At 71.3% G+C, this 18,746-nt stretch carries 16 protein-coding genes; 8 read left to right on the top strand and 8 right to left on the bottom strand.

Going from position 1 to position 18,746, the window contains the following annotated elements; genetic code table 11:
• Window positions 1–44: 44 nt before the first annotated feature.
• Together MQP27_RS01420 and MQP27_RS01425 are read right to left on the bottom strand one after the other, a co-directional pair.
• Window positions 45–311, bottom strand: coding sequence for a protealysin inhibitor emfourin (locus tag MQP27_RS01420; protein WP_242759562.1), 267 nt, complete (start codon window positions 309–311; stop codon window positions 45–47).
• Window positions 312–332: 21 nt separating this feature from the next.
• Window positions 333–1,406, bottom strand: a complete 1,074-nt coding sequence (locus MQP27_RS01425) for a M4 family metallopeptidase (RefSeq protein WP_242759564.1) — start codon at window positions 1,404–1,406, stop codon at window positions 333–335.
• A 319-nt stretch (window positions 1,407–1,725) separates the two neighbouring features.
• On the opposite strand from MQP27_RS01425, the gene leuA reads away from it, so the two are divergent.
• The 6 genes from leuA (at window position 1,726) to MQP27_RS01455 (ending at window position 9,651) form a co-directional block, all read left to right on the top strand.
• Window positions 1,726–3,447 (top strand): 2-isopropylmalate synthase, encoded by a 1,722-nt coding sequence (gene leuA, locus MQP27_RS01430; protein ID WP_242759567.1) that lies wholly within the window; start codon window positions 1,726–1,728, stop codon window positions 3,445–3,447.
• A 184-nt stretch (window positions 3,448–3,631) separates the two neighbouring features.
• Window positions 3,632–4,327 carry a TerB family tellurite resistance protein gene (locus tag MQP27_RS01435; protein ID WP_242759569.1) on the top strand — a complete coding sequence of 232 codons (696 nt, stop codon included), beginning with the start codon at window positions 3,632–3,634 and terminating at the stop codon, window positions 4,325–4,327.
• A gap of 161 nt (window positions 4,328–4,488) precedes the next feature.
• Complete coding sequence (locus MQP27_RS01440) at window positions 4,489–6,570, top strand: MMPL family transporter (RefSeq protein ID WP_242759572.1); 2,082 nt, start codon at window positions 4,489–4,491, stop codon at window positions 6,568–6,570.
• Window positions 6,571–6,626: 56 nt separating this feature from the next.
• Window positions 6,627–7,805 (top strand): sensor histidine kinase, encoded by a 1,179-nt coding sequence (locus tag MQP27_RS01445; RefSeq protein ID WP_242761331.1) that lies wholly within the window; start codon window positions 6,627–6,629, stop codon window positions 7,803–7,805.
• Complete coding sequence (locus MQP27_RS01450; protein ID WP_242759575.1) at window positions 7,802–8,470, top strand: response regulator transcription factor; 669 nt, start codon at window positions 7,802–7,804, stop codon at window positions 8,468–8,470. The genes MQP27_RS01445 and MQP27_RS01450 overlap by 4 nt, the downstream gene beginning before the upstream one ends.
• Complete coding sequence (locus tag MQP27_RS01455; protein ID WP_242759578.1) at window positions 8,467–9,651, top strand: sialidase family protein; 1,185 nt, start codon at window positions 8,467–8,469, stop codon at window positions 9,649–9,651. The genes MQP27_RS01450 and MQP27_RS01455 overlap by 4 nt, the downstream gene beginning before the upstream one ends.
• Here MQP27_RS01455 and MQP27_RS01460 read toward each other — a convergent pair.
• Genes MQP27_RS01460 through MQP27_RS01480 form a run of 5 tightly spaced genes read right to left on the bottom strand, consistent with a single transcriptional unit; the run spans window position 9,648 to window position 16,125 of the window.
• Window positions 9,648–10,574 carry a dihydrodipicolinate synthase family protein gene (locus tag MQP27_RS01460; RefSeq protein WP_242759580.1) on the bottom strand — a complete coding sequence of 309 codons (927 nt, stop codon included), beginning with the start codon at window positions 10,572–10,574 and terminating at the stop codon, window positions 9,648–9,650. The two genes, MQP27_RS01455 and MQP27_RS01460, sit on opposite strands and share 4 nt — an antisense overlap.
• Entirely contained in the window at window positions 10,571–11,590 is a 1,020-nt protein-coding gene (locus MQP27_RS01465) for an oligopeptide/dipeptide ABC transporter ATP-binding protein (RefSeq protein ID WP_242759583.1), read from the bottom strand. The genes MQP27_RS01460 and MQP27_RS01465 overlap by 4 nt, the downstream gene beginning before the upstream one ends.
• Window positions 11,587–13,557 (bottom strand): dipeptide/oligopeptide/nickel ABC transporter permease/ATP-binding protein, encoded by a 1,971-nt coding sequence (locus MQP27_RS01470; RefSeq protein WP_242759586.1) that lies wholly within the window; start codon window positions 13,555–13,557, stop codon window positions 11,587–11,589. The genes MQP27_RS01465 and MQP27_RS01470 overlap by 4 nt, the downstream gene beginning before the upstream one ends.
• Window positions 13,557–14,516, bottom strand: coding sequence for an ABC transporter permease (locus MQP27_RS01475; protein ID WP_242759588.1), 960 nt, complete (start codon window positions 14,514–14,516; stop codon window positions 13,557–13,559). The genes MQP27_RS01470 and MQP27_RS01475 overlap by 1 nt, the downstream gene beginning before the upstream one ends.
• 10 nt (window positions 14,517–14,526) lie before the next feature.
• Window positions 14,527–16,125 (bottom strand): ABC transporter substrate-binding protein, encoded by a 1,599-nt coding sequence (locus MQP27_RS01480; RefSeq protein ID WP_242759597.1) that lies wholly within the window; start codon window positions 16,123–16,125, stop codon window positions 14,527–14,529.
• 229 nt (window positions 16,126–16,354) lie between these two features.
• Between MQP27_RS01480 and MQP27_RS01485 the strand changes: the two genes are divergently transcribed.
• Window positions 16,355–17,128: a FadR/GntR family transcriptional regulator gene (locus MQP27_RS01485; protein ID WP_372511122.1), complete on the top strand. Its 774-nt coding sequence runs from the start codon at window positions 16,355–16,357 to the stop codon at window positions 17,126–17,128.
• Window positions 17,129–17,190: 62 nt separating this feature from the next.
• Here MQP27_RS01485 and MQP27_RS01490 read toward each other — a convergent pair whose 3' ends face one another.
• The gene (locus tag MQP27_RS01490; protein ID WP_242759603.1) at window positions 17,191–17,613 is read right to left on the bottom strand and encodes an ester cyclase; all 423 of its coding nucleotides are present in this window, start codon (window positions 17,611–17,613) and stop codon (window positions 17,191–17,193) included.
• Window positions 17,614–17,718: 105 nt separating this feature from the next.
• On the opposite strand from MQP27_RS01490, the gene MQP27_RS01495 reads away from it, so the two are divergent.
• A complete protein-coding gene (locus MQP27_RS01495) occupies window positions 17,719–18,372 on the top strand; it encodes a TetR/AcrR family transcriptional regulator (RefSeq protein WP_242759606.1) in 654 nt (217 codons plus the stop codon).
• Window positions 18,373–18,746 lie beyond the last annotated feature (374 nt).

Below are 18,746 nucleotides of genomic sequence, written 5' to 3' on the forward strand. Positions count from 1 at the left end.
AGTAAGCAAGTCAACGCCCGTGCGTGAACGACCTGTTACGGGCCTTACGCGCCTTCCTTCAACACTCTGGAGATCAGCGTCCGCTGCTCCTCGGTGAGCCGGGGATCGGCCGCGTACACCGTCCGTCCGTCCACCGTGATCTCGTAGTTGAAGCCGTCGGGAACCCCCACCGAGGGCCTGCCCCGGCCGCCGGCGATCGCCCGCTCGGCCAGGGCCTGCCACTCGCGGGCATCGGGCCGCCCCGAGGTGTCCACCTCGGCCTGCCGCTCGATGCCCGCGAAACCGCCCGTGCGCCGTACTCGAATACGCATGGGTGACTGTCTAGTACGGAACTACGCCGTGCGCACCCCGACCTGTTCCCAGGCCTTCAGGACCGCCTGCAGTTCCTCGCCGTCGCCGAAGCGGGCCTTCGCCGCGGCGACCGTGAGCTTCGCGAAGTCCACGAACAGGGCGTCCTTCTTCAGCTCGCCGCCGGTCAGGACGTCGTACCAGACCTGCCCGGCCTTCTCCCAGGCGTGGCCGCCGAGCGCGGTCGCGGCCAGGTAGAAGGCGTGGTTGGGGATGCCGGAGTTGATGTGGACGCCGCCGTTGTCGCGGCCGGTGCGGACGAAGTCGTCCATGGTCGCGGGCTGCGGGTCCTTGCCGAGGACGTCGTCGTCGTACGCCGTGCCCGGCTCCTTCATGGAGCGCAGCGCCTTGCCCGTCACGCGCGGGGCGAGCAGGCCCGCGCCGATCAGCCAGTCGGCCTCGGCGGCGGTCTGGCCGAGCGTGTACTGCTTGATGAGGGAGCCGAAGACGTCGGACAGGGACTCGTTGAGGGCGCCGGGCTGGCCGAAGTAGGTCAGGTTCGCGGTGTACTGCGTGACGCCGTGGGTGAGTTCGTGGCCGATGACGTCGATCGGGATGGTGAAGTCGAGGAAGATCTCGCCGTCACCGTCGCCGAACACCATCTGCTCGCCGTTCCAGAAGGCGTTGTTGTAGTCGTTGTCGTAGTGCACGCTCGCGTCGAGCGGGAGGCCGTTGCCGTCGATCGAGTAGCGCTCGTAGGCCTTGAGGTAGAGCTCGAAGGTGGCGCCGAGGCCGGCGTAGGCGCGGTTGACGGTGGCGTCCTTGCCGGGGTCCTCGCCTTCGCCGCGGACCTTCCTGCCGGGGAGGTCGGTGTGGTGGCGGGCGTCGTAGATCGTGCGGTGCGGTTTGCCTTCGGCGGCGCCGGGGGGTGCGGCGACCGCCGGGGCGCCGATCACCGTGGTCAGGCGGCGGTGGGTGCGCTCGAAGGCGTCGCGCTCCAGGGTCTTGCGGGCGGGGTTCGCCAGCGCGGGATCCTCGTGCTGGGCCAGCTTGTCGAGGATGTGCGGCGGAACGACGGTGCAGAAGACGGGCTCGAAGCCCCCGTTGGTCTTCGTCATGCCCGGCACCCTTGCACTGAGTCATCCCGGTGTCACTAGTAGCAACCATGATTGGTGAAATATCGGGACAGCAAGCCGCACGCTCCGTGACGAAGTGGTATGGCGCACTTTTTGTCCCGTTCGTTCCACGGGTCCCGCATACTGATACGGCGCCCCGCGCCCGAAGAGGCTCGGCTAGCATGCTTCGCATCATGCGTTTCGGGCTGCTTCTTCTTAGCTGCCGCGGCGAGGGCCTGTAGTCCAGGTCGACTCCCTCCCCGCGGAGCTTCGCGTTGCGTCGTCGGCCGTCCTTCAGGACACCAAGAGGAGCCCCGCAATCATGGCGAACCGCCAGCAGCCCAGCAGCATGCCGATCCACAAGTACGGGAAGTACGAGCAGGTCGACATCCCCGACCGCACCTGGCCCGAGAAGCGGATCACCCAGGCCCCCCGCTGGCTCTCCACCGACCTGCGCGACGGCAACCAGGCCCTGATCGACCCGATGTCGCCCGAGCGCAAGCGCCGGATGTTCGACCAGCTGGTCAAGATGGGCTACAAGGAGATCGAGGTCGGCTTCCCGGCCTCCGGGCAGACGGACTTCGACTTCGTACGGTCGATCATCGAGGAGCCGGGCGCGATCCCCGACGACGTCACCATCTCCGTACTGACCCAGGCCCGCGAGGACCTGATCGAGCGGACCGTCGAGTCGCTGAAGGGCGCCAGGCGCGCCAACGTCCACCTGTACAACGCGACCGCGCCGGTCTTCCGCCGGGTCGTCTTCCGCGGCTCCAAGGACCAGATCAAGCAGATCGCCGTCGACGGCACGCGGCTGGTCATGGAGTACGCCGAGAAGCTGCTGGGCCCGGAGACGGAGTTCGGCTACCAGTACAGCCCCGAGATCTTCACCGACACCGAGCTGGACTTCGCGCTGGAGGTCTGCGAGGCGGTCATGGACGTGTGGCAGCCGGGCCCCGGCCGCGAGATCATCCTCAACCTGCCCGCCACCGTGGAGCGTTCGACCCCCTCCACGCACGCCGACCGCTTCGAGTGGATGGGCCGCAACCTGTCCCGCCGCGAGCACGTCTGCCTGTCGATCCACCCGCACAACGACCGCGGTACGGCCGTCGCCGCCGCCGAGCTGGCGCTGATGGCCGGCGCCGACCGCGTCGAGGGCTGTCTGTTCGGGCAGGGCGAGCGCACCGGCAACGTCGACCTGGTCACCCTGGGCATGAACCTGTTCTCCCAGGGCGTCGACCCGCAGATCGACTTCTCCGACATCGACGAGATCCGTCGTACGTGGGAGTACTGCAACCAGATGGAGGTCCACCCGCGCCACCCGTACGTGGGCGACCTGGTCTACACGTCCTTCTCCGGCTCCCACCAGGACGCCATCAAGAAGGGCTTCGACGCGATGGAGGCGGACGCGAAGGCCAAGGGCGTCACGGTCGACGACATCGAGTGGGCGGTGCCGTACCTGCCGATCGACCCGAAGGACGTCGGCCGCTCCTACGAGGCGGTCATCCGGGTCAACTCGCAGTCCGGCAAGGGCGGTATCGCGTACGTCCTGAAGAACGACCACAAGCTGGACCTGCCCCGCCGGATGCAGATCGAGTTCTCGAAGATCATCCAGGCGAAGACGGACGCCGAGGGCGGCGAGGTCACCGGCTCCGACATCTGGGCGGTCTTCCAGGACGAGTACCTGCCGAACCCGAATGACCCGTGGGGCCGGATCCAGGTCCGCAACGGCCAGTCGACCACCGACAAGGACGGTGTCGACACGCTGACCGTCGAGGCCGAGGTGGACGGCGTCGAGACCACGCTGGTGGGCACCGGCAACGGCCCGATCTCCGCGTTCTTCCACGCGCTGCAGGGCATCGGCGTCGACGCCCGGCTGCTGGACTACCAGGAGCACACGATGAGCGAGGGCGCCTCCGCGCAGGCCGCCTCCTACATCGAATGCGCGATCGACGACAAGGTCCTGTGGGGAATCGGCATCGACGCGAACACGACGCGTGCGTCCCTGAAGGCGGTCGTCTCCGCCGTCAATCGCGCCGCCCGCTGACCCTTCTGACCGGCGGTTTCGGGGTCCTGATCTTCGTATACGGCGATCAGGGCCCCGTCCCTTTTCGGCCACCGGTCCGTGGAGGTCACGGAAAGGTCTCGTCCGGGGTGCTGACTAGGCCTCTCTTATGTGGCTAACATCACGCCAGCGCGACGATGTTGCCGCGCGGTTACGGAGGTGCGACGTGCTGCCAGTACGGGGACGAAACGGCCGAGCGGCCAGGCCTGCGCGCCTTCTGGGGACCCGCACCGCGTGGACACCCGTCGGAGACGGCGAGTTCTTCTGCCCGGGGTGCGGGGGCGACCGCAACTACCAGCGTCTGACGGGCCGCCGCCGCTTCACCCTCCTCGGCGTACCGGTGCTGCCGCGCGGCGAGACCGGCCCGGTCGTCGAATGCGCGGCCTGCCGCCGCCACTTCGGCACCGACGCCCTCGACCACCCGACCACCACCCGCTTCTCGGCGATGCTCCGCGACGCCGTGCACACCGTCGCCCTGGCGGTGCTGGCGGCGGGCGGCACCTGTTCCCGTACGTCCCTGGAGGCAGCCGCGGCCGCCGTCCGCTCGGCCGGCTTCGACGACTGCACGGAGGAGCAGCTGGCCGCGCTCGTCGAGGCGCTGGCCGCCGACGCGGGCCGCGTCTACGGCCAGTCCTGCGGCGCGGGCCTCGCCATAGAGCTGCACGAGGCCCTCGACCCGCTCGCCCCGCACCTCGCCCCCGTCGGCCGCGAATCGATCCTGCTGCAGGGCGCCCGCATCGCCCTCGCGGACGGCCCGTACACGCCCGCCGAGCGGGACGTCCTGGCGACGGTCGGGGCCGCCCTCACCATCTGCACGGACGACGTGAAACGCCTGCTGGAGGCGGCGCGCACACCCTCGTGAACGGGACCATGTGCACCGCACCGGTACTCCCGCGGGAGTAATCCGGCACCCGGGCCACCCCCGGCAGTAGCCCCCGGCTCGCCCTCACGCCCGACGACCCCGCCCCTGCCCGCCGGGAGTCTGGAACCGACCCAGACACCCGACCGGAGGGAGGCCCGTCCATGGGGGCCGCAAGGACGTCCGTACGGCAGCGGCGAGCCGTGCCCTGGGTGGTGCTCGCCCTGTGGCTGGCCGCGCTCGTGCTCGCGGGACCGCTGGCCGGGAAGTTCTCCGGCATCCAGCAGAACCGCTCCGTCGACTACCTCCCCGACAGCGCGGATTCCACCCAAGTCGCGCGTATCCAGGACCGGTTGCCGGGCGGCGAGGCCACCGACCTGATCCTCGTGTACCACCGCGACGGCGGGCTCACGGCCGCCGACAGGAGCAGGGCCGCCGCGCAGGTCGCCGAGATCGGGACGGCGTACCCGCTGACCGGGAAGCCGCGGGCGGTGCCGTCGAAGGACGGCAGCACGCTCATGTACCCGGTCTCCAGCACCCGGCCCGGCCAGGACGACAAGGCGCGGGACGCCTTCGTCGACGGCGTGCGGGACATCGCCGACGGCGGGGCCGGGCTCAGCGTCGAGGTCGGCGGGCCCGGCGGGCTGCAGACCGACATGAGCAAGGTGTTCGGCAGCATCGACGGCACCCTGCTCTACGCCACCCTCGGCGTCGTCACCGCCCTGCTGATCCTGATCTACCGCAGCCCCTTCCTGTGGCTGGTGCCGCTCGCCGTCGCCGGAGTCGCCGCGGGCATGGCGATGGCCGCCGGATACGGCCTCCACGAGGCCTTCGGTGTCACGGTCACCGGCCAGAGCGGCGGCGTGATGACGGTCCTCGTGCTCGGCGCCGGCACCGACTACGCCCTGCTCCTCATCTCCCGCTACCGCGAGGAGCTACGGCGCCACGAGCGCCCGTACGAGGCCATGCGCGCCGCGCTCAAAGGCTGCGGTCCGGCGGTCCTCGCCTCCTCGGGGACCGTGGCGGCCGGGCTGCTGTGCCTGCTCGCCGCCGACCTCAACAGCAGCCGCGGGATGGGGCCGGTCGGGATGGTGGGCGTACTGGCGGCCCTGGTCGCCATGACCACCCTGCTGCCGGCGCTGCTCGTGCTGCTCGGGCGGCGCGTGTTCTGGCCGCTGATCCCGGCCTTCGGCAGCGAACCCAGGGTGCGCCGGTCGCTGTTCGCCGCGATGGGTACGTCCGCCACGCGCCGGCCGGTCGTCGTGCTGGCCGGCGGGGCGGTGCTCCTCGGCGCGCTGGCTCTGGGCGCGCTCAACCTGCCCGGCGGGCTCAAGCAGGAGGACTCCTTCACCGCGAAGCCCGAGTCGATCTCCGCGAGCCAGACCCTGGCCCGCGCCTACCCCGGACGCAGCAGCCAGCCCATCACCGTCATCGCCCCGGCCGGCAAGGCTGACGCCGTGCTCGCCGAGGCCCGTACGACCGCCGGTGTCGCGCAGGCGAGCGCCGGGCGCAGCGGCTCCGGCTGGACCGAGATCTCCGTGTACGCGACCGCGGCTCCCGAGTCGAAGGGCGAGACCCGCACCATCGAGGCCCTGCGCGCCGGGCTCGACGACACCTACGGCACCTATGTCGGCGGACCCAGCGCCCAGCAGCTCGACCTCGCCGACAGCCAGGCCCGGGACCGCGAGGTCGTCGTGCCGCTCGTGCTCGCCGCCGTGTTCGTGATCCTCGTCGGACTGCTGCGCAGCCTGGTCGCGCCGCTGATGCTGCTCGTCGCCGTGGTCGCGGTGTGGGGCGCGGCGCTCGGGATCGGCGGGCTGGTGTTCGGGCCCGTGCTCGGCTTCCACGGCACGGACCCGGGGCTCGGGCTGCTGTCCTTCGTGTTCCTCGTCGCCCTCGGCGTCGACTACGGCATCTTCCTCATGCACCGGATGCGCGAGGAGTCCCTCGCCGGCGCCGAACCCCGGGCAGCGGCACTCACCGCCCTGCGCACCACCGGCGGGGTCATCGCCTCCGCGGGCGTCGTGCTGGCCGCCACCTTCGCCGTACTGACCACCCTCCCGCTCGTGGGGCTCGTAGAGCTCGGCTTCGTGATCGCGGTCGGCGTGCTCCTCGACACCTTCCTCGTGCGGACATACCTGGTCACGACCGCGAGCGTGCTCCTGGAGCGGCGCGTGTGGTGGCCGGGGCGGCTGTCGCGGGCGCCGGAGCCGGTGCGGGCGGAGCGCCAGCCGGAGACTGTGTGAGGCTGGACCCCGTGCAGCAGACGACAGCTCCGCGGCCCCTGTGGGGCGAGCGGATCATGGCGGTGATCAACCGCGACCCGCGCACCGCCCCGCACGGCACCCGCAACGACGCGATCCTCGCGGCGGTGCTGGCCGCGGCGGGCGTGTGCCTGGCGCTGTTCACCGACCCGGGCCGCCGCCCGGACGCCCTCGGCTGGACGCTGCTGCTCGCCGCCCACGTCCCGATCGTGTGGCGGCGTCGCCACCCACTGCTCGTGCTGGCCCTGGTGGCGGCCCTCGTCGCGCCGTACCACGGCCTCGACAACAACCACAGCGCGCCCCTCCCCGCCTCCTGGGTGGCGCTGTACACGGTCGCCGTCACCGGTCGTCCCCTGCGCACGATCCTCACCTGGATCGCCGTCATGGGCGTCATCGTGACCGTGGTGCTCACCGCCAACCACCACCAGGGCATCGAGCTCCTGCGCATCTCCGGCTGGGCCCTCGCCGTCCTCTTCTGCGGTGTCGACGTCCGCTACTACCGCCAGTACGTCGCCGGCATCGTCGAGCGCGCCGAGCGCGCCGAACGCACCCGTGAGGAGGAGGCCCGCCGCCGGGTCGCCGAGGAGCGGCTGCGCATCGCCCGGGACCTGCACGACCTGCTCGCCCACACCATCACCCTCATCGGCGTGCAGACCTCGGTCGCCGCGCACGTCCTGGCCGCCGACCCCGAGCGCCTCGACCGGGAGACGGTGGCGAAGGCGCTGGACGACATCGCGGACACCTGCCGTACCGCGCGCGGCGAGCTGCGCACCACCCTGGAGGTGCTCCGCGAGAACGACTCAGCCGACGGCCGCGGCCCCCTCCCCGGCCTCGACGGCCTGCCCGACCTGGTGGAGGCGGCCCGTCTCGCGGGGGCGCGCGTGGAGCAGACGGTACGCGTGTCCGAGGCCCCGCCCGCCGTCGGCGCCGCCGCCTACCGCATCGTGCAGGAGGCGCTGACCAACGCGGTACGGCACGCGGGGCCCGAACCCGCCGTACGGGTCGAGCTGTACGAGGAGCAGGGCGCCCTGCGCCTGTCCGTCACCGACGACGGCACCGGCCCGACCCCTGGCGGCACCCCCGGGTTCGGCCTGGTCGGCATGCGGGAGAGGGCCCGCAGTGTGGGTGGCACACTCGACGCCGGGCCACGGACGGCGGGCGGCTTCGAGGTGACCGCCGTACTGCCGCTCGACGCGACGGGGGAAGGGGCCGCATGACCATCCGGGTACTGCTCGCCGACGACCAGACCCTGGTGCGGGCCGCGTTTGCCATGCTCGTCGAGTCGGCGCGGGACATGGCGGTCGTCGGGCAGGCCGGCACCGGCCGGGAGGCGGTCGAGCTGACCCGCGGGGAGCGGCCCGACCTGGTGGTGATGGACATCCGGATGCCGGACCTCGACGGCATCGAGGCCACCCGGCTGATCGCCGCCGACGAGACGCTCTCCGGCGTCAAGGTGCTCGTCCTCACCACGTACGACACCGACGAGAACATCGTCGAGGCGCTGCGGGCGGGGGCGTCCGGGTTCCTGGTGAAGGACACCCGTCCGGCCGAACTCCTGGACGCCATCCGTACCGTGGCGGCGGGCGAGGCACTGCTCTCGCCGGGGCCCACGGCAAGGCTGATCGAGCGGTTCCTGCGCAGCCCGTCGACGCCCGCGACCGGCGGCCCCGAGTGCCTGTCCGACCGGGAGCGCGGGGTGCTGGCACTGGTCGCGCGGGGGCTCAACAACGCGGAGATCGCGGACGTGTTGGACCTCAGCCCGCTGACGGCGAAGACCCACGTGAGCCGGATCATGGGGAAGCTGGGGGCACGGGACCGGGCCCAGCTGGTCATGGTGGCCTACGAGTCGGGACTGGTGACTCCGGGAACCATGGGCTCGTGATTCTCCTGAGCCGCACACTCCTCGTCACCTTCGCCCTCCTCACCCCCCTCACCGCGACCACGCCCGCCTCCGCCTCCACGGGCTGCGCGTCCTCCGTCCCGTACGTGTCGGGGGAGGGCGGCTACGACACCTACCGCATCCCCGCGACCGTCACCACCCGGCGCGGCACCGTCCTCGCCTTCGCCGAGGGGCGCCACAACAGCGCCGCCGACTCCGGCCACATCGACGTCGTCCTGCGCCGCTCCCGGGACGGTGGCTGCACCTGGGACCCGATGCGGGTGGTAGCCGCCGGGAACGGCGACACCCGGGGCAACCCGGCGCCCGTCGTCGACCCGCACACCGGTGCGATCGTCCTCGTCACCTCGTACAACAGCGGAGCCGTGACCGAGGGTCAGATCATGCGCGGCGAGGTCACGGCGGAGCAGAGTCGCCGGGTGTTCGTGCAGCAGAGCCGGAACGACGGGCTGAGCTTCTCGGCGCCGCGGGACATCACGGCCGAGGTGAAACGGGCGGACTGGCGGTGGTACGCCACCGGGCCCGGCCACGCGGTCGCGCTGACCCGCGGCCCGCACGCCGGGCGCCTGGTCGTCCCCGCCAACCACTCCGTCGCCCCGCCGGCCGGCTCCACCGACACCGGCCAGGAGGCCAGGTACTACGGCGCCCACGCCATCTACAGCGACGACGGCGGCGACACCTGGCACATCGGCTTCGTCGACGGCGCCCACGACGGATACGCCAACCCCAACGAGTCGACGGCCGCCGAACTCCCCGACGGCCGCCTCTACTTCAGCTCCCGCGACCAGAGCGGCACCAGCGTCGGCAACCGCCTCGATGCCTACTCCAGCGACGGCGCGGAGAGCCTCGACCACCCCTACGCCATTCAGCCCACCCTGAACGACGTCCCGGTGGTGGAAGGCAGCGTCCTCCAACTCCGTGCCCCGGACGCCCCGTTGCTGTTCTCCGGCCCGTCCGTGCCGACGGTCCGCCAGTCGATGGCGATCTGGCGCAGCACGGACCAGGGGGCGACCTTCACCAAGGTGCTGACGCTCAGTCAGCAGCGGGCGGCGTACTCGGACTTGGTGCAGGTGGGCTGGAAGACGGTCGGGGTCCTGTACGAGACGGGGGCGTCGGGGCCGTACGACACGATCGAGTTCCGGCGCCTGCCCGCGGACACCTTCTAGAGGAGACCCGCCGCCGCGAGGAACTTGCCGACCCGCTCGGTCTCCTCCGGTGACAGCGGCACCTGGGGTTCCGCCGTCGCCGGGCAGTCGATGATCCCGCGCAGGTGCAGCGCCGCCTTGAAGGCGCCCAGCGCCGACGAACTGCCGCCCATCCGCGCGGGATCGCCGGCGCCCACCAGCTTGAACAGGGCGCACAGCCGCTCCTGTTCGGCCCGCGCCCGCTCCCGGTCCCCGGCCCGGCACAGCCGGTCGAGGCGGACGTACCCGTGCGGGTCGACGTTGGCGAGCCCGGGCACGGCACCGTCGGCGCCGAGCGCGAGCGCCGAGTCGACGACCAGCTCAGACCCGGTCAGCACGCTGAAGCGGGGCAGCCCCCGGGCGCCGGTGACGACCTCCCGGAACCCGGCCAGGTCCCCGCTGGAGTCCTTGAGCCCGGCGAGCGTCCCGTCGGCCGCGAGCTCCAGCACCAGGTCGGCCGGCAGCTTGCTGTGCACGGCGACCGGGATGTCGTAGGCGATGACGGGGACCGGGGAAGCGGCGGCGATCAGCCGGAAGTGGCGGGCGATCTCGGCGGGGTGGGTGCGGGTGTAGAAGGGCGCGGTCACGACCACCGCGTCCGCGCCGGCCGCCGTCACGGCCTCGACGTGGTCCAGGACCCTCGGGGTCGTCATGTCGATGGCCCCGGCGAGCACGGGGAGCTGCCGGCCCACATGGGCCACGACCGACTCCACGACCAGCCTGCGCTGCCGGTCGCGCAGATAGGCCGCCTCCGACGACGAACCGAGCACGAACAGCGCGTGCACCCCGCCCTCCACCAGATGGTCGACCAGCCTGAGCAGGGAGGGGACGTCCACCTCGCGGTCCGGTGTCAGGGGCGTGCAGACGGGTGGTACGACACCGGTCAGCGGGGAGGGGAAGGTCATGAGGGCTCCCTGGGGGCGTTCTGGCGCACGAGGTCGTGGGTCGCCTCGTCCTCCTCCACAGGATGGTGGCAGCGGTAGCGGTGAGGCGGTGTCGACGCGGCCGAGAAACCGGGCATTTCCGCCGCACAGACCTGGTCCGCCTTCCAGCAGCGGGTGCGGAACGGGCAGCCGCTGGGCGGATGCGTCGCCGACGGCACCGGGCCGGTCAGCGGGATCGGATCGATCGGGTGCAGCAGGCCGGGGGTGGCCGAGAAGAGGGCACGGGTGTACGGGTGCCGGGCCCGGTCGGTGACGTCGGCGGCCGGGGTCTCCTCGACGATCCGGCCGAGGTACATGGTGATCACGCGGTCGCTCATCCGCCGTATCGTCTGGATGTCGTGCGAGACGAACACCAGGGCCAGGCCGAGGCGTTCCTTCAAGTCGAGCAGGAGGTTGAGGATCTGGGCCCGCACGGACACGTCCAGCGCGCTGGTCGGCTCGTCGGCGACCACCAGGCCGGGGTCGAGGGCCAACGCCCGGGCGATGGCGACGCGTTGGCGCTGGCCGCCGGAGAGCCGGCCGGGCAGTGCGTCCGCGAGGGCACGGGGGAGGCCGACGAGCGCCATCAACTCCCGTACCCGCTCCTCGCGTTGGCTCTTCGTGCCGCGGTCGTGCACGTCCAGCGGGTCGCGCAGGATCTGGCGGACCGGGAGTCGGCGGTTCAGGGCGGTGGACGGGTCCTGGAAGATCATGCCGGTTCCGGCGCCGACGGCGGCCCGGCGTTCGGCGGGCGGCATCGACCACAGGTCGCGGCCCCGGTAGGAGACCGTGCCGGCGGTCGGGCGCTGGATGCCGACCAGCACCTTGGCCAGCGTCGACTTGCCGCAGCCGGACTCGCCGACCACACCGACCGTCTCGCCGGGCGCGACGGCGAGGTCGGCGCCGGTCAGGGCGTACACCCGGTCCCGTGCGAACAGGCCGCCGCTGCGGGCCTTGTGGACCACATGGGTGTCGGTCAGCTCGACGATCGCGTTCACTGCACGGCCTCCGAGGTGACGAGCTCGACCGCCGGGTGGTGACAGGCCGCGGTGTGGGTGGGGGTGCCGAGGAGGTCCGGCGGGGTGGTCCGGCAGAGCTCGGTGGCGAGCGGGCAGCGGTCGGCGAAACGGCACCCGGCCGGGAAGTCCGCGGGGGAAGGGACGACACCCTTGATCTGGGTCATCCGTTCCTCGGCCGACTCCAGCGAGAGCACGCTGCCGAGCAGGCCGCGGGTGTAGTGGTGGGCGGGCGCCTCCACCAGGTCGGCGGTCACGCCGGTCTCCACGATCTGCCCGCCGTACATCACCACCACCCGGTCGGTGACGTCGGCGACCAGCGCGAGGTCGTGGGAGACGAGGATCAGCGCGAAGCCCAGCTCCTCGCGCAGCCGCAGCAGCAGTTCCATCACCTGCGCCTGCACGGTCACGTCCAGCGCGGTCGTCGGCTCGTCGGCGACGATCAGCTTCGGGTCGCGGGACAGCGCCATGGCGATCAGGACGCGCTGGCGCTGGCCGCCGGAGAGTTCGTGCGGGTAGCTGCGCAGGGTGCGGTCGGGATCGAGGCCGACGAGGGCGAGCAGTTCGGCGGGGCCCCGGCGGCCACCACGCCGTACGACCTGCTTGAGCTGGGCGCGGATGGTCATCGCCGGGTTCAGGGAGGACAGGGCGTCCTGGTAGACCATCGCCATCTCGTGCCCGAGCAGCCGCCGCCGCACCCGCATCGGCTCGGCGAGCAAGTCCCGCTGATTGAAACGGACTTGACCACGCACCCGGGCACCCCTGGGCTGCAGCCCCATGACGGTGAGCGCGGTGAGCGACTTCCCGCACCCCGACTCGCCGACCAGGCCCAGGACTTCACCGGGCTGCACTTCGAAGCTGATGCCGTCCACGATGTCCACGCCGCCGTGGCGCCCGTCGAAGCCGACGGCGAGGTTCTCGACGGCCAGTACTGGTTGCTGTCCCTCGGGCAGGACGCGGGCCCTCGCACGGAGTCTCCCGGCCGCGGCTGCGAGGCTGGGCAGTTGCAACACCTCACCGCTCCCGGGCTCCGGCGCCTCCAACCGGTCGGTCACCTCCCCTTGGGAGACCTCGCGGGCCGCCGGCGCGGCCCACGCGTCCGACACTCCCTCGGACAGGATGTTCAACGCCAGGACGGTGAACAGGATCAGCAGGCCCGGGAAGACGGTCGCCCACCAACCCCCCGTCAGCACCATGTTCTTGCCGTCCGAGATGACACTGCCCCACGACGGGTCCGGCGGCCGCACCCCCGCCCCGATGAACGACAGCGACGCCTCGAACACGATCGCCTCGGCGACCTGCACCGTGCAGAAGACCAGGATCGGCGCGAGGCAGTTGACCGCCACATGGCGTACGACGATGTGGGGAGTACGGGCGCCGATGACCCGTTCCGCCGTCACGTAGTCCTCGCCGTACTGGTCGAGGACGTTCGCCCGTACGACCCGTGCCACCGGCGGTGTGAACAGGAACGCGATCGCGCAGATCAGCACCGTGAGCCCGCCGCCGAAGACGGCCACCAGCACCGCGGCGAGCGCGATGCCCGGGAACGCCATCACCACGTCCAGGCAGCGCATCAGCGTCTCGTCGACGCCCTTGCGGGAGGTCGCCGCGACCGCGCCGATCAGCGCCCCCACGACCAGCGCGAGCGCCGTCGCGCCCAGGCCGATCGCGAGGGACCAGCGGGCCCCGTACATCAGCCGGCTCATGATGTCCCGGCCGAGGCTGTCCTGGCCCATCCAGTGCTCGGCGGACGGGTGCCCGGTGCCGTCGACGGGGGCCTGCTGGTCGAGCGGGTCGTGCGGTGCGAGGAGCGGCGCGAAGACCGCCACCAGCACCACGAGGGCGAGGAAGCAGACGGCGACCTTCGACGGCAGCGGCAGCCGGCGCCAGCCGCGCAGGCGGAGGCCCGGTCGCGAGAGGGCTTCGGTGAGCCGTGCGCGCGTGAACATCAGGACGCTTCCCTCAGTCGCGGGTTGACCAGCAGATACAGCACGTCGATGACGAGGTTGACGACGACGAACCCGGTCGCGGTGGTCAGGACGACTCCCTGCACCACCGCCGGGTCCCCGTTCTTCACGGCGTCGATCATCAGCTTGCCCATGCCGGGCAGCGAGAAGATCGTCTCGATGACGACCGCGCCGCCCAGCAGATAGCCGACGCGCAGGCCGAGGACCGTGAGGGGGTTCATCAGCGCGTTGCGCAGCACGTTGCGGCCCACGACCACCCGCGGCGGCAGCCCGCTCCCGATCGCCGTACGGACGTAGTCCTTGTCGAGCTCCTCCACCACCGACGTCCGTACGATCCGCGTCAGTTGGGCCGCGACCGGGAGGGACAGGGCGAGGGCGGGCAGGGTCATGGTCCGCAGCCAGCCGGTGAAGGAGTCGGCCGGGTTGATGTAGCCGCCGGTCGGGAACCAGCCGAGGTCGACCGCCAGGTACTGGATCATCAGCAGCGCCAGCCAGAACCCGGGCGCGGCGACTCCGGTGAGGGAGACGACGCGGATGATCTGGTCGGGGAGGCGGTCCCGGTAGATCGCGGCCGTCACCCCGCCCACCAGCGACAGCACGACCGCGATTCCCAGGCCCAGGAAGGTGAGTTGGAGGGTGAGCGGCAGCGCGGTGGTGATCTGGTCGAGGACCGGGGCGCGGGTGAGGGTGCTGGTTCCCATGTCCCCCTGGAGCAGGTCGCCGACGAAGTGGACGTAACGCACGGGCAGCGGGTCGAGCAGGCCGTGCTGCTCGCGGAAGTCGTGCAGTTGCTGCGGGGTGGGGTTCGCCCCCTGGAAGAACGCGGACGCCGGGTCGACGTCCGAGAACCGCATCACCAGGAACACGAACAGCACGATGCCGAGCATCAGCGGCACCAGCAGGGCGACGCGGCGGAGCAGGATCCGGACGACGGCGATCACGGGCGCGCCCCTAGACCCATTTGGCCTGGAGGAGATTGATGCCGGGGTACGGCTGTGCCCTTATGCCGGTGAGCCTGCGCGGGTCCCAGGCGGTCATCAGCTCGTTGTGCACGACCGGGTAGAGCACGGCCTGTTCGGCGACGACGTCGATGTAGTCCTGGATCATCGCCTTCTTCTTGTCCGCGTCGGGTTCCTGGGTGGCCCGGTCCATGTCCTTGAAGAGCTGCTTGGCGATGGCGTTGTCGGCCCAACGGGTGTAGCCCATCCAGATGTTGGTGGGCCCGTAGTTGTAGTGCATGATCAGGTCGGCGTCGAGGCCGAACTGGTTGGGGTTCGAGGCGGCCGCGACCACCTGGTAGTCCTGCTTCTGGTCCATCTTGGTGAAGACGGCGGTCGTCTCCTGCGGGGAGAGGGTCGTCTTCACGCCGATCGCGTCCCAGGAGGACTTGATGGTCGGCAGGCAGTCGACGATCCAACTCACGTTCACCGCAAGGACGTTGATCTTCAGGTTCTTCACCCCGGCGGCCTTCAGCAGCGCCTTCGCCTTGTCGGGGTCGTAGTCGTAGACGGTCTTCGCGCGCCGGTAGCTGGGGTTGCCCTCGTTGAGGAACGACGACGACGGCTTGCCGTGCCCCTTGAGCGCGACCTCGACCATCTTGTCGGTGTCGATGGCGTAGTGCAGCGCCTGCCGCACCCGTACGTCGTCGAAGGGCTTGTGCTTGGTGTTGAACATCAGGAACAGGTTGTTCATCCCGGCCCCGCCCGCGACCGACAGACCACCGCTCCTGAGCTGCTCGATGTTGGCGTACGGGATGTTGTCGGAGATCTGGGCGCCCGCGCTGGCACCGGAGATCCGCGCCACGCGCGGGGCCGCGTCCACGATCGTCAGCCAGTTCATCCTGGCGAAGGCGGGCTTGCGCGGGCCGTTGTAGTCCTCGAAGGCGGCGAAGGTGGTGTTCGACTTCGGGTGGTGCGCGGTCTGCCGGTACGGCCCCGAGCCGACCGCGAGCCCCGCGATCGCCTTGTCCCAGGCGCCGGGCCGCGAGAAGACGTGCTTCGGCATGATCTTCGCCAGGGTCAGCCTCGAAAGCCCGTCCGGGAAGGGGAACTTGAGCACCAGCTCGACGGTCGACGCGTCGACCTTCCGCACCTCTTTCAGCCAGCTCGCGAAGAAGCCCTTGGCGAGGGTCTGGGTCTTCGGGTCGAGGATCCGGTCGAAGACGAAGACGACGTCGTCGGCGGTGACGGGCTTGCCGTCGTGGAACCTCGCACCCGCCCGCAGCGTGAACCGCCAGGTCGTGGCCTTCGGATCCTTCGGCACCTCGGTCGCCAGCGCGGCGTACGGCTCGCGGGAGATCGGGTCGGTGTCGAGGAGTCCCTCGTAGATGTGGTTGTTGGCCGCCATGCAGAAGGCGGACGCCGTCTGGGTGGGGTCCCAGCTGCCGTCGTTGCCGTAGCCGATGACCGCGGTCAGGGTGCGGTCCTTGCCGCCGCCGGTGCCGGTGTCGTTCGTGGACTGGGGCCCGGAGGAGCAGGCCGACAGCGACGCGGAGACGGCGGCGGCCGCGCTCAGGGCGCCGGTGTGCTTCAGGAAGGTCCGGCGGTGCACGGTTCCTCCAGCGAAGAGTGCCATCGGGAAGTTTCAGCGGAGCGAGAGGAGATACGACGTCCTACGTCCTGTTCGTCAGGCGCGACCATAGGAGGGGCACAGGGGGCGGTCAAGGGATCGCACACGAATGGCGTAGCTGCCAGAGGTCGGGCCAATGACGGCGTGAAATGGCGGGAGTTGGTGCACGTCAGTGCGGGAGGTGGGACGTGGGACGTCCGGCGCGCGTACGATGCGGCGCATGTCCGAGCGGCCCAGGAGTGCGGCGACCGGGAACCATGCCGGGAACCAGGAGTCCAGGAACAGCCGGGTGCGGCGCGAGGTCGTGCAGCTCATCCTCGATCGCAAACTCCGGCCGGGCGCCGCGCTGCCCACCGAGACCGAGCTGATGGAGGATCTCGGTGTCAGCCGCAACTCGGTGCGGGAGGCGTTGAAGGCGCTCCAGGCGCTCGACATCGTGGAGATCAGACACGGTTACGGCACGTACGTCGGGCAGGCCTCGCTCACTCCGCTGGTCGACGGGCTGACCTTCCGCACGCTCGCCCGGCACGACGACGACACCGGGGCGCTGGCCGAGATCCTTCAGGTGCGGGAGGTGCTGGAGGAGGGGCTGCTGCGGCGGGTGGCCGCGCTGCTGACCGACGCGGAGCTGGACCGGCTGGAGGCGGTGGTCGACGGCATGGAGGCGGCGGGGCGGGCGGGGCGGCCGTTTCCCGAACTCGACCGGGAATTCCACGAGTTGCTCTACGCGCCGCTGGGCAACGCGCTGGTGCCGCAGCTGCTGGGCGCGTTCTGGACGGTGTTCCGCCGGGTCCTGGGGGTGCGGGGGCGGGGCGACGGGCCGGCGCCCGACGTCACGGTGGGGCGGCACCGGGACATCGTGACCGCGCTGCGCGCCCGGGATGTCGAGGGCGCGCAGCGGGCCATGGCCGTGCATTTCCGTGGGATCGAGCAGAGGGCCGCCAAGGCCTGTCCGGCGGATCAGGCCGCGGAACAGGGACGGTGACTCATCGGCGCCGGTGAGCGGAGCTTGGCGCGTGCAGCTGCAAGGCGGAGGGTGCCCTGGCCCTAGGCCGCGGTCAGCTGGGCCGCGATGGAAGCGCCGTCCAGCCAGACGTTCTCCCTGGAGATCCTGCCGTTCTTGAACTCGAAGACGTGCAGCATCCGGAAGGTGATCCTGCGGTCGTTGCCCGGGATGCCCATGAACTCGCCGGTGACCACCGCGGTGATCAGGTCCTCGACCGTCGCCGCGTCGTCGGAGTAGTACGTGTGCGTGCGCTGCGACCTCTCCACGCGCAGGTCCTTGACCAGCTGCTCGTACCGCTCCAGCGCGGCCGGGATCCCGCGGATCGGGTCGCCCGGGAAGCCGACCACGTCGTGCTCGACGTCGTCGGTGTACGAGGCGACCGCCTCGCCCGGGTCGCCGTGCTCCTCGGCCAGCATGTGGGATCCGATCAGGGCTTCCATTTCGGCAGGTGTGATGGTGCCCATGGGGGCACCCCCTCTCGCTCATGCCGCACCCGAAGGGCACGGCCCCCGTTTCTGAGACAGTGCTACCGTAATGAGAAAACTCTCTCACAACAAGAGGAAATTCTCATGAGTGAAGGGCGCGCGGGAAGCACGACCGGCGCGCGGGGGGCGGACGCGGAGTCCGTCGGCGACGGCCGGCGCAACCAGAAGCTGCGCACCCGCCGCGCGCTGGTCGACGCCGCGGTCTCCCTGGTCCGCGAGGGCAGACAGGTCACGATCGCCGACGCCGCCCAGGTGGCCCAGGTGTCGGTGGCGACCGCCTACCGCTACTTCTCCAACCCGCAGGAGCTGCTCCGCGAGACCAAGACGGTCGCCCGCGGCTTCGAGGCGGTCGCCGACCTGCCCGAGGACCCGGCCGAGCGGCTGGACCTCGTGGTCTCCCGAATCGCGGACATGCAGCTCGGCGACGAGGCGGTGTGGCGGGCGGTGCTCATCGCCTCCCTGACCCGCTGGACCGAGCCGTCCGGGGACGACGACACCCCCATCCGCAACCGCCGCCGCCTCGACGTCACCCGCACCGCCCTCGAACCCCTCGCGGCGACCCTCCCACCCGAGGTCCACCGCCGCCTGACCAACGCGGTCAACCTCGTCTACGGCGTGGAAGCCCTCGTAACGACCCGCGACGTCTGCGAACTCGACCCCGAGGAGGCGAAGGCCGTGATGCGATGGGCGGCGGGGGCACTGCTGGAGAGGGCGCTCAGGGAGGCGGGGCGGGAGTGAGGGGGGCAGGGTAGTGGGGCGGAGTAGGCGGCTTGGGGTGAGCGGGGCGGGAGCGAGTGGGCCGTCAGCGAGTGGTCTGGGGGCGAGCCAGGCGGGATGAGATGGCGGGGGTGCGGGGGCCCGGTGGCGTGAGCCGCTTGAGGTGAGCCGGTCGGCGGTGAGTGGGCCGGGGGCGAGCCAGGCCTGATGAGGAGGCGGGGCCGCGGGGGACCGGTGGTGTGAGCGGGGCGAGGGCGCGGAAGCTCCGGCGGTGTAGGCGGGGCGGGGATGCGGAGGGCCCGGTGATGAGTGGCGCGGGGATGCAGAAGGTCTGGTCGTGAGCGGGCCGAGCCCCGTGCCGGGGCGAGCGGGTGGCAATTGACGAGGAGGGCTGG

Origin of the sequence: Streptomyces cylindrosporus (assembly GCF_022698165.1) — a bacterium.
GTDB lineage: Bacteria > Actinomycetota > Actinomycetes > Streptomycetales > Streptomycetaceae > Streptomyces > Streptomyces cylindrosporus.

Bases quoted from the DNA above. Each gene is read 5' to 3' on its own strand.
- MQP27_RS01420 (WP_242759562.1), bottom strand. From the start codon at position 311: ATGCGTATTCGAGTACGGCGCACGGGCGGTTTCGCGGGCATCGAGCGG.
- MQP27_RS01425 (WP_242759564.1), bottom strand. From the start codon at position 1,406: ATGACGAAGACCAACGGGGGCTTCGAGCCCGTCTTCTGCACCGTCGTT.
- leuA (WP_242759567.1), top strand. From the start codon at position 1,726: ATGGCGAACCGCCAGCAGCCCAGCAGCATGCCGATCCACAAGTACGGG.
- MQP27_RS01440 (WP_242759572.1), top strand. From the start codon at position 4,489: ATGGGGGCCGCAAGGACGTCCGTACGGCAGCGGCGAGCCGTGCCCTGG.
- MQP27_RS01445 (WP_242761331.1), top strand. From the start codon at position 6,627: ATGGCGGTGATCAACCGCGACCCGCGCACCGCCCCGCACGGCACCCGC.
- MQP27_RS01450 (WP_242759575.1), top strand. From the start codon at position 7,802: ATGACCATCCGGGTACTGCTCGCCGACGACCAGACCCTGGTGCGGGCC.
- MQP27_RS01460 (WP_242759580.1), bottom strand. From the start codon at position 10,574: ATGACCTTCCCCTCCCCGCTGACCGGTGTCGTACCACCCGTCTGCACG.
- MQP27_RS01470 (WP_242759586.1), bottom strand. From the start codon at position 13,557: ATGTTCACGCGCGCACGGCTCACCGAAGCCCTCTCGCGACCGGGCCTC.
- MQP27_RS01485 (WP_372511122.1), top strand. From the start codon at position 16,355: ATGCGGCGCATGTCCGAGCGGCCCAGGAGTGCGGCGACCGGGAACCAT.
- MQP27_RS01490 (WP_242759603.1), bottom strand. From the start codon at position 17,613: ATGGGCACCATCACACCTGCCGAAATGGAAGCCCTGATCGGATCCCAC.
- MQP27_RS01495 (WP_242759606.1), top strand. From the start codon at position 17,719: ATGAGTGAAGGGCGCGCGGGAAGCACGACCGGCGCGCGGGGGGCGGAC.